The sequence below is a fragment of the Pseudomonas sp. ArH3a genome, assembly GCF_022648765.1.
In the GTDB taxonomy this organism is placed as follows: Bacteria; Pseudomonadota; Gammaproteobacteria; order Pseudomonadales; family Pseudomonadaceae; genus Aquipseudomonas.
The window spans coordinates 6,438,473-6,452,849 of the sequence record NZ_CP080330.1; the positions used below are offsets into that span (position 1 = coordinate 6,438,473).

A 14,377-nucleotide genomic window follows, 5' to 3' on the forward strand; every position below is an offset into this window, starting at 1 on the left:
AATGAACACATATGACGTCATCATCCTAGGCGCCGGCCCGGCGGGTTGTTCGGCCGCTATTTCTTGCGCTCAACAGGGCCTGAAAGTGGCCCTTGTTGAGCGCCTGTTGTTTCCCCGCCATCGCCCAGGTGAAACTTTGCACCCGGGTATAGAACCGCTGCTCCAGCAACTGGGTGTGGCTGAAAAAGTGGGCGGTGATACCTTCATCCGCCCTGAGGGTGCCTGGGTGAAGTGGGATAAAGACCGGCGCTTTGTGCCCTTCGGGGAAGACGCAAATGGGCCGTGGCGAGGGTTTCAGATTCCAAGGGCTACGCTGGATGGGTTGCTGTTGGACAGAGCGATCGCATTGGGCGTGCATGCCCTGCAACCCTGCCAGGCAAAGCAGTTGTTGGTGGAAAACGATCGCGTTGTTGGTATTCGTACCCAGACTGAGCAATTGTTTTGCAGGCACCTTATCGATGCCAGCGGTGCTCATGGCTGGCTGGCACGCCAACTGGGGCTGGCAACACGTCGCTACTCACCCGCACTGACGGCCCTGTATGGCTATAAGCGCGGAACGGTCGACGAGCGCGCTCTTGGTATCTTCGCTGACCGATCAGGCTGGTACTGGACGGCTCACATAGGCCAGGGGCTTTATCACTGGACACGACTGCACTTTGCGCAAGATAAAGCCCCCAAGGCGTCAGCGGTACCGGGCTGTTTTGAACAACTGGTGTGCGAGGGCGCGATCCAGGGTGCCGATGTCACCTGGAGAGTCTGCGAACACGCGGCCGGTAATGGCTACTTCATCATAGGCGACGCGGCTGCCGTGCTGGACCCGGGGGCTTCTCACGGGGTACTCAAGGCCTTGATGTCGGGAATGATGGCCGCGCGCTGCATTGTCGATGAACATGCCACCCCAGCGCATAGGCAGGCTATCTCACTGCAATATTGCCAATGGCTACGGGACTGGTTCGAACGCGACGTACAAAAAATGCGCGAGTTTTACGCGGCTCACCCGTTTCCTCCTCGCTGGCTTCACGCGTGTTCAGCCAATGGCTTTGCGCACCAACAACAGCAGTAAAAAATGCAGCGGGTACAGCGCATAGGCCCAGCGGCGCATGGCGGGTGCGGAGGCGTGTTTGGCGTGTCGCAAAAGCAGCAATCCCGCCAATGGCGCGATCAGGCAAGCCGCCAGCCCAAGTATCGCGACCAGCGTGCCGCTATTGAGCAGAATCTGCCATTGGTTGGCAGCCACACAGACCAAACCCGGCAACACGCTGAAATACCATCGGCGGCTGAACACCAGCAGCATCGCCAGCGGCAGCAAGACACCGAAGAAACCGAACATCAGGTGCGTGGAAAACACACCGGCGATCATGAGGGCGATCAGCGCCAATCCTCGATCAAAAAGCGCTTTATGCTGCCATCCTCGGGCAACCAGCAAGCCCAGCGCCAAGGTCGGTAATACGTTCAACGTATCGGCATCATCGATAAACATTCGATAGGGCACTTCGCTGATCACACTGAACAGCAGCAGCCAGCCCAGGTATCGCCATTGGCCGGTTACGGGCGCATGCCTGACTCGGTGCAAATTGGCCGCAATCGCCAGGCAAAACCAGGGAAACGCCAGGCGGCCGGGTACATACAGGCCATCCAGGTTCAAACCGACATAACGCAAATGGTCGAGCACCATGCTCAGCAGTGCCAGCCACTTGAGCAAATCCAGGGCGCCATCGCGGACGCGTCCGACAGGCAACGCTTGTGTACCGTGCATAATTCCCCAGTGACTTTGCATTTACAGTGCGTGCGCACCTCAGACAATCTTGGGTACAGTGCGCACCAACATCGACCACAGGAATGGGCCATGACCGACAAGAGCCAACAATTCGCCAGCGACAATTATTCCGGCATCTGCCCGGAAGCCTGGGCCGCCATGGAACTCGCCAACCAAGGCCATCAACGCGCCTACGGCGATGATGAATGGACCCACCGCGCCGCCGACGGTTTCCGTAACCTGTTCGAAACCGACTGCGAAGTGTTCTTCGCCTTCAACGGCACCGCCGCCAACTCCTTGGCATTGTCCTCGCTGTGCCAGAGCTACCATAGCGTGATTTGCTCGGAAACCGCCCACGTCGAAACCGACGAATGTGGCGCACCGGAGTTCTTCTCCAACGGTTCCAAGCTGCTCACCGCGCGCACCGAAAACGGCAAGCTGACCCCGGAGTCGATCCGCGAGATCGCCCTCAAGCGCCAGGATATCCACTACCCCAAACCACGCGTGGTCACCCTGACCCAAGCCACCGAAGTCGGCAGCGTGTACACCCCAGAAGAAATCCGCGCGATCAGCGTCACCTGCAAAGAACTGGGGCTGAACCTGCACATGGACGGCGCGCGCTTCTCCAACGCCTGCGCGTTCCTCGGCTGCTCCCCAGCCGACCTGACCTGGAAAGCCGGCGTGGACGTGCTGTGCTTCGGCGGTACGAAAAACGGCATGGCGGTGGGTGAAGCCATCCTGTTCTTCAACCACAAACTGGCCGAAGACTTCGACTACCGCTGTAAACAGGCCGGCCAGCTGGCGTCGAAAATGCGCTTTCTCTCGGCGCCGTGGGTGGGCTTGCTGGAAAACGACGCCTGGCTCAAACACGCACGCCACGCCAACCATTGCGCACAACTGCTCAGCAGCCTGGTGGCGGATATTCCCGGCGTGGAATTAATGTTCCCGGTACAGGCCAATGGCGTGTTCCTACAGCTCTCTGAAGCGGCCATCGAGGCGCTGACGGCCAAGGGCTGGCGTTTCTACACCTTCATCGGCAAAGGCGGCGCGCGCTTCATGTGTGCGTGGGATACCGAGGAAGAACGCGTAAGAGAATTAGCTGCGGATATTAGGAAAGTGATGGGCGCCTAGGCGTGACGAATACTGGCGGATTGCCGAGACTGTTATTTGGTGTTTCCGACAGCATCTAACCCTATTTTCATCGACTAGCCTACTGGAACTCGGAAGGAAAAGGCCGCTGCAGCGGCCACCTTTCGGGAACAACTGCCTGCCGAATAATCGGCCGGAAACGGAAATCCAGCAGAGGGTTAGACCATGGAAGTTCAATGCTACGCCATGAACGCACGACAAGACGGCAGCCTGAACGACACGTTCGTAAGTTGGGACGAGTTCAGGAAACTGGCAAACGTCGGTGACACCATCAGGGAGCCTTCGAGAACCCTGACCATCTATGAAAAAGCCTTCGAATTGACAGCTTCCGGCGATCAGTTCTCCATCCAGATCTACACCCGCTAACGACTAAGGAGCGCGTCGCATCGTAGTGATCGTTCCCACGCTCCGCGTGGGAATGCCTCCCTGGGACGCTCCGCGTCCACGCCACACCTCCATTCAAGGACGAATAGATGGGTAGAAGCCGCTACGTCATCACCGAACCCGAAAAACCGCACTTCCTAACGTGCACTGTCATGGAGTGGCTACCGCTGTTTACCCGCGACTACCTCGTGGGCCATCTCTTGGATTGTTGGCGATATCAGCAAAAGCACCATGCGCTAAGCCTATTTGGCTACGTCATTCTCGAAAACCACCTGCACTTCGTCGCCCAAGCGCCGGACCTGCGCAAGTGCGTCAGTCAATTCAAATCCTTCACCGCTCGTACCATCATTGATGACCTGCAAAGCAAAGGTGCCGAGCGGGTGTTACAACGCCTGCGCTTCAGCAAACGAGCACACAAGGCAGATCGGGTTTATCAGCTTTGGCAGGAAGGCTCACATGCCGAATTGGTGTACAGCGAGACAGTGATGCGCCAAAAACTTGATTACATCCATTGCAACCCAGTAAAGCGAGGATATGTGGACTTGGCCGAGCACTGGCGATATTCCAGCGCCCGTAATTACGCAGGAAGTGAGGGTTTAATAGACATACAACAGTGGTACTGATGATCGTAACGATCGTTCCCACGCTCCGCGTGGGAATGCAGCCCGTGACGCTCCGCGTCACAAGATACACGGAGGCGGGACGCGGAGCGTCCCAGGAGGCATTCCCACGCGGAGCGTGGGAACGATCTTTCAACGATCTTTCAGAACTCGATACGCACATCACCCTTCGGCACGCTGCAGCACGACAGGATGTAACCCTCGGCCTCGTCTTCTTCGGTGATACCGCCGTTGTGCTCCATCTCGACCTCTCCGCCCAGCTTCATCACCTTGCACGTACCGCAAATGCCCATGCCGCAGGCCTTGGGGATCAGCAGGCCAAGCTTGGCGGCAGCAGCGTGGACGGTTTCGCCCGGGGCCACACGGATGCTTTTGCCCGAGGCAATGAACTCCACCTGATGCAAATCCGCCAAGTCGATTTCCGGGGCGTCGGCGGCTTGCTCGGCCTGTTCCACCGCGTCGGCACGCGCCTCGGGAGGCGTGGCGCCGAAGGATTCCTCGTGGTAACGCGCCATGTCGAAGCCCGCCACTTCCAGCAGGCGCTTCACCGCGTTCATGTACGGCGTAGGGCCGCAGCAAAACACTTCGCGCTCGAGGAAGTCCGGCACCATCAGTTCGAGCATCTTGTGGTTCAGGTAGCCGCGATAGCCGGCCCAGGGCTCGCCCAGGCCGTGCTTCTCGCAGATCAGGTGCAGGCTGAAGTTGTCGATCCGCGACGCCATGTGTTCCAGCTCACGGTGGTAAATGATGTCTTTGGGCGAGCGCGCGCTGTGGATAAAGGTCATGTCGACGTTGGCGTTGGTGTCGTAATACCAACGCGCCATGGACATCACCGGCGTGATGCCGACGCCGCCGCTGAGGTAGAGGACTTTGGGGTTACTGAAGTCGATGGCATTAAACAACCCGACCGGCCCGTGCACCGCCAGCTCCTGCCCTTCGTGCAGGGTGTCGTGCAGCCAGTTGGAGACCTTGCCACCCGGCACACGCTTGATCGTCACCGAAAAGCTGTACGGCACCGACGGCGAACTGGAAATGGTGTAGGAACGCATGATCGGCTGGCCATCGATTTCCAGCTCCAGGGTGACGAATTGCCCCGGCTTGAAAAAGAACAGGATCGGTTGGTCGGCCATAAAGCAGAAGGTGCGCACGTCCCAGGTTTCCTGGATGACTTTGACGCAACGGACGATGTGCCGACCATTGGCCCAGGTCTGGGTAGTTACCGGATTCAGGAAGCTGTTGGACATGCTGTTCTCCACCGCCGATATTCGGCCTTATGGTGGCGATTCTGCGTAACGCGAGAACCACCCATTTACCTATCTGCGACATTCACATACTTATCGCGACCAGCCCCCATATCACGGGGGTTGCGCGTCGGGATCAGAGTGGGCCATGTCGTTAATGGACAAGGTTCTGGCCTTTGCCGGGCCCACACTCACTCCCAACAAAGACACTTTCTTTACGCCTTGCACAGCAACAACCGTAGCCACTATTCGCCGGCCACACAGAATGGCCCTGAGGACACACACGATGGACGTCACCGCAACCTTAAGCTTGGGCGATCCGCTGGAACCCGCACGCAAGGCCACCGCGCACATGCTGCAAGAGCGCGAGCGCACCTTTTCGCTGCCGCAGCCGTTTTACTCTGACGAGCGGCTGTTTGACATCGACATGCAGGAGATTTTCCAGAAAGAGTGGTTGATCGCCGGCATGACCTGCGAGATCCCCACCAAGGGCAACTACCTGACCCTGCAAGTGGGCAAGAACCCGATCATCGTGATCCGTGGCGCCGAAGGCGTGGTGCATGCGTTCCACAACGTGTGCCGCCACCGTGGTTCGCGCTTGTGCACCAGCGACAAGGGCAAGGTTGCCAAACTGGTCTGCCACTACCACCAGTGGACCTACGAACTGGACGGCCGCCTGCTGTTCGCCGGCACCGAGATGGGCGCCGACTTCGACATGAAGCAATACGGCTTGAAACCCGTGAACGTAAAGACCGCCGGCGGCTACATTTTCATCAGCCTGGCCGAGAACCCGCCGGCCATCGATGACTTCCTGTCGACGCTAAACCACTACATGGAACCCTACGACATGGAAAACACCAAGGTGGCGATCCAGACCACCTTGTTTGAAAAAGCCAACTGGAAACTGGTGCTGGAAAATAACCGCGAGTGCTACCACTGCAACGCGTCGCACCCGGAACTGTTGAAAACCCTGCTGGAATGGGACGACGTCACCGACCCGCGCGCCGACCAGGCCTTCAAGGACCACGTCGCGGCGTCGGCCGCCGCCTGGGACGCGGAAAAAATCCCTTACGCCCACGCCAGCTTCGGCCTGCGTAACCGTATCGTGCGCATGCCGCTGCTCAAGGGCACCGTGTCGATGACCCTCGACGGCAAACAAGGCTGCAACAAGCTGATGGGCCGCATCAAGAACCCGGACCTGGGCTCGATGCGCATCCTGCACTTGCCGCACTCCTGGAACCACTGCATGGGCGATCACATCATCGTGTTCACCGTGTGGCCGATCAGCGCACAGGAAACCATGGTCACCACCAAGTGGATCGTGCACAAGGACGCCGTCGAAGGCGTGGACTATGACGTGGAGCGCATGCGCAAAGTGTGGGACGCCACCAACGACCAGGACCGTCGCCTGGCCGAAGAAAACCAGCGCGGGATCAACTCCACCGCTTACCAGCCAGGGCCGTACTCCAAGACCTATGAGTTTGGCGTGGTGAATTTTGTGGATTGGTACAGCGAGCGGATGCTGAGCAACCTGGGCGCGGCGCCGGCGCCGTATCTCAAAGGTGTGGCCGTACACGAATAACTGACACCCCACAGATCATCAATATGGGGCTTGTGTGGGAGCTGGCTTACCTACGATGCGGACACCTCGGAGCCTCAGTTGCACTGGGGTGATGCCATCGCAGGCAAGCCAGCTCCCACATTGGCTATCACCATTGTTCAAATTTCGATCAAACCTTTTACAGGCCCCTAATAACCTGCCCTCCAGCCTTCGCCCAACAACTTATCCACAAAGCCACCCACAGTAATTGTGGGCAAGTACACCTTCCTCCCGAAATTAAATGAAGAAAATCCGTGACTTATTCAAAGCTTGCGGTTTTTTGCACGCCTGATCATTTATTAACCAAGTCTCTGAAAGCCTCTATTCACGTGGCCTGTAGCAGTACGCAAACACCTTATCCACAGAAGCACCAACAGACTTTGGGGGCAACTTTGCCAACGCTGTGGAAAACCGCGTCAAAGCTTCACAAATCGGGCCATTCAGGGTTTTTCTTCGGCAAATAAGACCAATTGATCATATTTTGATCAACCCAGTGAAAGCCTTTATTTATATGGGCTGCAGATGATAGCGAACATCTTATCCACAGAAGCGCCAACAGACTTTGGGGGCAAGTCTGAACTGGGCGATGGCTTGGGATGTGGAAAAACCCAAGCAAAAACCGTCAGTTAGCCTGGTTGTTTTTCGTACAGAGGGCTGCAGGGCTTGATTTACCGGGGCTGTGGACAACCGCGAACAGGTTATCCACAGACGGGTCAACAGGGATTGTGGGTAAGCCTACACGCGCGCCGCAAAAACAATCTGGCTGCTGGCTTTTCTGTGGGAGCCGGGCTTGCCCGCGATGCAGGCAAGCCAGCTTCCACACTGGCCTCCTCCCACCTTGGGTTAGCGCACGACGCCTTCTTCGATGAGCAGCTTGAGGATTGCTTCGGCGCCCGCCTCGGGGCTGAGGCCCTTGAGCACTTGCCCACCGCCGCCGCTGGCCTTGGCCGTGGCGGCCTTCATGCGGTCGGCGCCGCTCTTGGCCTTGATCACCTTGAGGCGCTTAGGCCGTGGCTTGGCGGGTTGCAGCAGCGCACCTGTGAATAACTCGTCTTGCTCAATCTCGACCTCATGGGCGGCCAGCTCGCCTCGTTGCGCAGGGCCGTAGGCGCTTTGCCGTGGCTTGGGCGCAGCGTTATCCACCGTGGCCAGAAACGGCAAGCGCACCTTCAAGCGCCGCCGCTGCCCGCGCGGCAAGGCTTGCAGCACATGGGCCACACCGCCATCGATGGACTCCACCTGCGCCAGCCCGACAATCAGCGGCCAGCCCAGTTGTTCGGCCAGCAGGAACGGCAACATGCCCGAGCCCTCGCCGGTTTCCGCCTGGCTACCGGTGAGCACCACCTGGGCGCCGGCGTCACGCAGGTATTCACTGAGCACCGGCAAGGCATCAGAACCTGCCGGCTGCTCCAGCACGTGCAACTGCGGCAAGCCCATGCCCAGGTAGCTGCGTAACGTAGGCTCGTGAATGTTGCCCGCATGCAGCACCTGCAACTTATCCCCAGCCATCTGCAAACCCAGCTCGACAGCGCGAGCATCTTGCTCGGCGCGGCGTGGGCGGCCTGAAGTAGGGTGGGCGCCGATGGACACCAAGCTGATTACATGTGTCGTCATGGTCATGTCCTTAAGCCGCATCGCGCTTGGCGCCGTTGCGGTGGGCCTCGACCGCAGCGATCAAGGCTTGCAGTATCGCGGCGCTGTCGCCGATCACCGACAGGTCGGCACGTTTGATCATGTCGCAGCCCGGGTCGAGGTTGATTGCCACCACTTTGTCGCAGGCACCGATGCCTTGCAGGTGCTGGATCGCCCCGGAAATCCCCACGGCCACGTAAACCCGCGCCGTGACCCAGGTGCCGCTGGCGCCAACCTGGCGATCACGCGCCATAAAGCCATCATCCACCGCCACCCGCGAGGCGCCTTCGGTGGCGCCCAGGGCCGCGGCGGTCTGATGGAACAGGGCCCAGTCCTTCACGCCGTTGCCGCCGGAGAAAATAAACTCCGCCTCGGCCATGGGAATCGCGCCGGGGTCCACCGCCACGGCACCGAGGTCTTCGATACGCGGCAAGCTGCGCGCCAAGGCTGTGGATAACTCCACGGGCAATACTTCATGGCGTGTTTCGCTGACCGGTTCGGCGCATTCCACTGCCGCCAGGATCAGGCGCGGCAATGGCCGGGCCAAATCTTCCTGGCCCGCACCGGCGCGGCCGATACACGCCTCGCCCTTGATCTGCCAGACTCGCGTGGCCGGGCGCTCCTTGAGGCTCGCGGCAAAACGCCGACCCAACTCGCCACCACCGCTGCGGCTATCCGGCAGCAGCCAATGGCGCGGGTTGAACTGGTTATCCACAGCCCGCAGGCCTTGCACGCGTTGCTCCGGTGAATAACCGTCGAATTCATGGCCTTCCAACACCAGCAGGCGATCAACGCCCGCCGTGGCGAACGCACTTTCTTTGTATTCGCCGAACACCACGGCCAACACCGCGCCGTCGCTGCCGGCGAGTTGCCGCGCCAAACCGAGCAAGTCGCGGTCGTGGCTGCTCAGGCGGCCGCCGACCATGTCCGGCACCACGTTGATGTAGAACGCCGGCGCAGGCACCTGATGCAGCGGCAACTGCACTTGCACCGCCGCTGTGCGTTTGGCCGCGCCGCCCTGCTGGGCGCCGCTGCGGTCAATGCGCTTGATGCCATTGGGGCCGATAAAACCGACGCCATGCACGTTTTTGCGAATGACGCCGTTTGGCCCCATCCAGCTGTGTTGCACCGGCTGCATCGCCGCATGCAGCGGGTGCAGGCGGTTACGGGCGATCCATTCGGCCCGTGGGTCGCGGCGGATAATGTCGCTCATCAATGCACCTGCGCAGGTTCACGTTTCAGGGTCTTGGCCGGGGCGGCGTCTTCCAGCAACGCGTCGGCCACCAACTCGGCGATGTCCTTGATCAATGGGCGCGGTTCAACCACACCCTCAAGCATCGCTGTGCACTGTGGACAACCCACAGCCACCAGCTCGGCGCCGGTTTCGCGGATGTCTTCCATGCGCATATCGGGAATACGTTGCTTGCCGGGAATGTCAGTGATCGGCGCACCGCCACCGCCACCGCAGCAGCGAGAACGGAAGCCCGAGCGTTGCATCTCCTTGACCTCAATGCCCAGCGCGCGCAGCACTTGGCGCGGGGCCTCGTATTCGCCGTTGTAACGGCCCAGGTAGCAAGGGTCGTGATACGTCACGATGTTGCCCTTGTGCTGGCCCAGGTTCAACGCGCCGTCGCCGATCAGCTCGGCCATAAAGGTGCTGTGATGCTGCACCAGGTAATTGCCGTTGAAGGCGCCGTACTCGTTTTTCAGTACGTGGAAGCTGTGCGGGTCGCAGGTGACAATGCGCTTGAAGCTGTACTTGGCCAACGTCTGGATATTGCGCGCGGCCAGCAGTTGGAACGTGGCTTCATCGCCCAGGCGGCGCGCGACATCGCCGCTGTCGCGCTCTTCCAGGCCGAGTACGGCAAAGTCGACCTTGGCCGCCTTCAGCACTTTGACGAAGGCGCGCAGGGTGCGCTGGTTGCGCATGTCGAAGGCGCCGTCGCCGACCCAGAACAACACATCGGCGCTGCCTTTTTCACTGAACAACGGCAGGTTCAAATCCGCCGCCCAGTTCAGGCGACCGCCCGGTGCGAAGCCGCCAGGGTTGTCGGTGGCGATCAGGTTTTCCAGGACTTCGGCGCCCTTGTTCGGGGTCGCGCCTTTTTCCAGGGTGAGGTAGCGGCGCATGTCGACGATGGCGTCCACGTGCTCGATCATCATCGGGCACTCTTCCACGCAGGCGCGGCAGGTGGTGCACGACCACAGGGTTTCAGCATCCACCAGGCCGTTGACGATCGGCTGGTGCGGGTTGCCGCTGTGTTCGCCAATAACCTTGCCTGGATACGGGCTGCCGGCGAACTTGGCGTCGGTGCCACCGGCCAGGCCGACCACCATGTCCTGGATCAGCTTTTTCGGGTTCAGCGGCTGGCCGGCGGCGAACGCCGGGCACGCGGCTTCGCACTTGCCGCACTGCACGCAGGCGTCGAAGCCGAGCAGTTGGTTCCAGGTGAAATCCTTGGGTTTTTCCACGCCCAGCGGCGCGGTTTTATCGCTCAAGTCCAGCGGCTTCAACCCGGTGGAACGGCCGCCACCAAAACGTTCGGCACGGCGGTGCCAGGCCAGGTGCAGGGCACCGGCGAAGGCGTGTTTCATCGGGCCGCCCCAGGTCATGCCGAAGAACATTTCCGACACGCCCCACAGCACGCCCAGGCTCAACAAGGCGGCCAGCAACCAGCCGCCGAAGTCGGCTGGCAGAACCCCGGCCACCGGCAAGGTCACCAGGAAGAAACTCACCGAGAACGCCATCAGGCTTTTCGGCAGGCGCATCCACGGGCCTTTCGACAGACGTGACGGCGGGTTACGCCGCCGCAGGTAAACGAACGTGGCGCCGACAAACATCAGCACCGAGGCCAGCAGCAAGGCATAGCCGAGGACGCGGTTATGCAGGCCGAAACCGTGCACCAGAATCGCCAACAGCGCCGACAGCACAAAGCCCAGCGCGGTAGCGACGTGGGTGTTAGCAATGTATTTGTCGCGGGCGACCACGTGGTGCAGGTCGACCATGTAGCGCTTGGGCATGGCCAGCAGGCCGCCAAGCAGGTCGACTTTGGAGGCGCGGCCACGGCGCCACATGGCTGCCCGGCGCAGGGCGCCCAAGACGGCAAGGCCCAGGGCGGCAAACAAGAGAACAGGCAGCAAGGTGTTCAACATGGTGAAGCTCCCGAAGACCACACAGGTCTTGCATGGGAATCGGTTCAATGTGAGAGCTGGCTTGTGTGGGAGCTGGCTTGCCTGCGATGGCATCAACGCGGTCTTCCTATAGACCGAGTTGCCTGCATCGCGGGCAAGCCCGGCTCCCACAGAAAAGCTGGCTCCCACATTGATCGCGTTCCTGTTGGGTCAGAAATCCTTGCACAGGCGCAGGGCGTCATAGATGGCGGCGTGGGTATTACGTTGCGCCACACAGTCACCAATGCGGAACAGCAAGTACCCCTCACCCGGCTCGCTCAGGCACGGCTGTGGCTTGATCGCGAACAGGGCTTCGATGTCCATCTGGCCCTTGTTGCGCGAACCGGGTTTGAGGGCGTAGTAGATCTCCTCGTCCGGGCGCACGCCGTTTTCCACCACCACCTGATCCACCACTCGCTCCTCTTTGGCGCCGGTGTATTCGTTCTCCAGCACCGCCACCAGCTTGTCGCCTTCGCGGTAGACCTTTTCCAGCATCATGTCGCCGGTCATGATCACTTCCTTGGGGTACATGCTGCGGTAGTAAGTCGGGAACGACGTACCACCGACGGCCACGCCGGGCTTGATGTCGTCAGTGACGATCTCAACCTGGCAGCCCTTGTCCGCCAAAAAGTCCGCCACCGACATGCCGGTGAACTCGCAGATGGTGTCGTACACCAGCACGTTCTTGCCCGGCGCGACTTTGCCGTCGAGCACGTCCCAACTGCTGACCACCAGGCCTTGCGCCGCGCCCCAGTGTTCGTTCTGCTCCAGGAATGGATGCCCGCCGACAGCCAGCACCACGACATCTGGGCGCAGGTCGAGGATCGCTTCGGCATTCGCCGCCACGCCCAGGCGCAGGTCGACGTTCAGGCGTGCCAGTTCCAGCTGGAACCAGCGCGTGATGCCGGCGATCTGGTCACGTTGTGGGGCTTTCGAGGCGGTGGTGATTTGCCCACCGATAAAGTCTTTCTTCTCGAACAGCGTCACGTCATGGCCACGCTCGGCGGCAACGCGCGCAGCTTCCATCCCGGCCGGGCCGGCACCGACCACCACGACCTTGCGTTTGGGCCCGGTGGATTTCTCAATGATGTGCGGCACGCCCATGTACTCACGCGAGGTCGCGGCGTTCTGGATGCACAGCACGTCCAGCCCTTGGTACTGGCGGTCGATGCAGTAGTTGGCGCCGACGCACTGCTTGATCTGGTCGATCTGGCCCATCTTGATCTTGGCGATCAGGTGCGGGTCGGCGATGTGCGCACGGGTCATGCCGACCATGTCTACGTAGCCGCCTTCCAGAATGCGCGTGGCCTGGTTCGGGTCCTTGATGTTCTGCGCGTGCAGCACCGGCGACTTGACCACTTCCTTGATACCGGCTGCCAAGTGCAGGAACGGCTCCGGTGGGTAACTCATGTTTGGGATCACGTTGGCCAGGGTGTTGTGAGTGTCGCAACCCGAGCCCACCACGCCGATAAAGTCCAACATGCCGGTGTCGTCGTAATACTTGGCGATCTGTTTCATGTCCTCGTGGGACAAGCCGTCCGGGTGGAATTCATCGCCGCACAGGCGGATGCCCACGCAGAAATCCGGGCCGACTTCCTTGCGCACAGCCTTCAGGACTTCCAAGCCGAAGCGCATGCGGTTTTCAAAGCTGCCGCCCCATTCGTCGGTGCGCTTGTTGACCCGTGGGCTCCAGAACTGGTCGATCATGTGCTGGTGCACCGCCGACAGCTCCACGCCATCCAGGCCACCGGCTTTGGCCCGCGCGGCGGCGCTGGCGTAGTTGCCGATCACGCGCCAGATTTCTTCCGGCTCGATGGTTTTGCAGGTCGCACGGTGCACCGGCTCACGGATGCCCGACGGCGACAGCAGGGTCGGCCAATGCTCGCCGTCCCAGCGCGAGCGACGGCCCATGTGGGTAATCTGGATCATGATCTTGGCGCCATGCTTGTGCATGGCATCGGCCAGGTTCTGGAAGTGCGGGATGATCCGGTCGTCGGCCAGGTTCACCGATTTCCACCAGCCTTGCGGGCTGTCGATGGCCACACTGGAAGACCCGCCGCAGATCGCCAGGCCAATCCCGCCCTTGGCTTTCTCTTCGTAGTACTTCACATAGCGGTCGGTGGTCATGCCGCCGTCGGTGGCATACACCTCGGCGTGGGCGGTACTGAGCACGCGGTTGCGGATGGTCAGTTTGCCGATCTGGATCGGTGCGAACATTGCTTCGAAAGCCATGGCAGGGTCCTCGACTTACAACGGCTTGACGGTGAATAGGCCGTCGTCGTGGCCTTCTTCGGAGCCGCCGTAGACTTGCTCGGCCACCGTGCGGATCTTGCTGCCACGCGCCTGCAGAATCTGGTCCATGGCGCCGGCAAACCAGCCGGTGAACATGTAGTCGACCTTGCGCCCGACCTTGCCATACACGTAGACAAACGCCGAGTGCTCGAGCTTGACGCTGGCGGTGCCTTTGTCGAGGTCGATGTCCTGGATCTTGAACAGGCCCCATCCGCGCTGCGACAGGCGCTTCATGTAGTGCTCAAACACCGCAACGCCTTCCAGGCCGTGGCATTCAGCTTCTTTTTCACACCAGTGCCAAGCGGATTTATAGCCGGCCTTGTAGAGGATTTCGGCGTAGGCGTCGGCGCCCAATACTTCTTCAATCCCCATGTGATTGTTGACGAAGAAATGGCGTGGCACATACAGCATCGGCAGGGCGTCGGAGGTCCAGACACCGGTTTCACTGTCGACTTCGATTGGCAATTGCGGGGCGATCTTGGCCATGGAAACTTAACTCCGAAAAATTCGTTTTGATGCCCCCGGCACAGAT

Annotated in this window: 12 protein-coding genes; 5 read left to right on the top strand and 7 right to left on the bottom strand. The window is 60.4% G+C overall.

The window, feature by feature from the left end; translation table 11 throughout:
* Position 1 precedes the first annotated feature (1 nt).
* Positions 2-1,063 carry an NAD(P)/FAD-dependent oxidoreductase gene (locus tag K0P33_RS29720; RefSeq protein WP_094949518.1) on the top strand — a complete coding sequence of 354 codons (1,062 nt, stop codon included), beginning with the start codon at positions 2-4 and terminating at the stop codon, positions 1,061-1,063.
* Here K0P33_RS29720 and K0P33_RS29725 read toward each other — a convergent pair.
* Positions 1,028-1,756 (bottom strand): TraX family protein, encoded by a 729-nt coding sequence (locus tag K0P33_RS29725; RefSeq protein WP_094949519.1) that lies wholly within the window; start codon positions 1,754-1,756, stop codon positions 1,028-1,030. The two genes, K0P33_RS29720 and K0P33_RS29725, sit on opposite strands and share 36 nt — an antisense overlap.
* A 90-nt stretch (positions 1,757-1,846) precedes the next feature.
* Between K0P33_RS29725 and K0P33_RS29730 the strand changes: the two genes are divergently transcribed.
* From K0P33_RS29730 to K0P33_RS29740, 3 genes are all read left to right on the top strand, one after another.
* The gene (locus K0P33_RS29730) at positions 1,847-2,887 is read left to right on the top strand and encodes a low specificity L-threonine aldolase (RefSeq protein WP_094949520.1); all 1,041 of its coding nucleotides are present in this window, start codon (positions 1,847-1,849) and stop codon (positions 2,885-2,887) included.
* 204 nt (positions 2,888-3,091) lie between these two features.
* On the top strand, positions 3,092-3,271 hold the full coding sequence (locus K0P33_RS29735; protein ID WP_242153129.1) for a hypothetical protein: 180 nt from the start codon (positions 3,092-3,094) through the stop codon (positions 3,269-3,271).
* A 107-nt stretch (positions 3,272-3,378) separates the two neighbouring features.
* Complete coding sequence (locus K0P33_RS29740; protein ID WP_094949522.1) at positions 3,379-3,912, top strand: transposase; 534 nt, start codon at positions 3,379-3,381, stop codon at positions 3,910-3,912.
* A gap of 140 nt (positions 3,913-4,052) precedes the next feature.
* Here the strand turns inward: K0P33_RS29740 and gbcB are convergent, their stop codons facing one another.
* The gene (gene gbcB / locus K0P33_RS29745) at positions 4,053-5,153 is read right to left on the bottom strand and encodes a glycine-betaine demethylase subunit GbcB (protein WP_094949523.1); all 1,101 of its coding nucleotides are present in this window, start codon (positions 5,151-5,153) and stop codon (positions 4,053-4,055) included.
* 283 nt (positions 5,154-5,436) lie between these two features.
* On the opposite strand from gbcB, the gene gbcA reads away from it, so the two are divergent.
* On the top strand, positions 5,437-6,732 hold the full coding sequence (gene gbcA / locus K0P33_RS29750) for a glycine-betaine demethylase subunit GbcA (protein WP_094949524.1): 1,296 nt from the start codon (positions 5,437-5,439) through the stop codon (positions 6,730-6,732).
* A gap of 861 nt (positions 6,733-7,593) precedes the next feature.
* Here gbcA and K0P33_RS29755 read toward each other — a convergent pair.
* The 5 genes from K0P33_RS29755 to K0P33_RS29775 all read right to left on the bottom strand — a co-directional run bounded on the left by K0P33_RS29755 (position 7,594) and on the right by K0P33_RS29775 (position 14,331).
* Positions 7,594-8,364 carry an electron transfer flavoprotein subunit beta gene (locus K0P33_RS29755; protein ID WP_094949525.1) on the bottom strand — a complete coding sequence of 257 codons (771 nt, stop codon included), beginning with the start codon at positions 8,362-8,364 and terminating at the stop codon, positions 7,594-7,596.
* A 10-nt stretch (positions 8,365-8,374) separates the two neighbouring features.
* Positions 8,375-9,595, bottom strand: coding sequence for an electron transfer flavoprotein subunit alpha/FixB family protein (locus tag K0P33_RS29760; protein WP_242153132.1), 1,221 nt, complete (start codon positions 9,593-9,595; stop codon positions 8,375-8,377).
* The gene (gene dgcB / locus K0P33_RS29765; protein WP_242153135.1) at positions 9,595-11,535 is read right to left on the bottom strand and encodes a dimethylglycine demethylation protein DgcB; all 1,941 of its coding nucleotides are present in this window, start codon (positions 11,533-11,535) and stop codon (positions 9,595-9,597) included. Before dgcB ends, K0P33_RS29760 begins: the two co-directional genes overlap by 1 nt.
* Positions 11,536-11,724: 189 nt before the next feature.
* Positions 11,725-13,785 (bottom strand): dimethylglycine demethylation protein DgcA, encoded by a 2,061-nt coding sequence (dgcA, locus tag K0P33_RS29770; RefSeq protein ID WP_094949528.1) that lies wholly within the window; start codon positions 13,783-13,785, stop codon positions 11,725-11,727.
* Between the two features lie 15 nt (positions 13,786-13,800).
* Positions 13,801-14,331 (bottom strand): DUF5943 domain-containing protein, encoded by a 531-nt coding sequence (locus tag K0P33_RS29775; RefSeq protein WP_008033249.1) that lies wholly within the window; start codon positions 14,329-14,331, stop codon positions 13,801-13,803.
* Positions 14,332-14,377 lie beyond the last annotated feature (46 nt).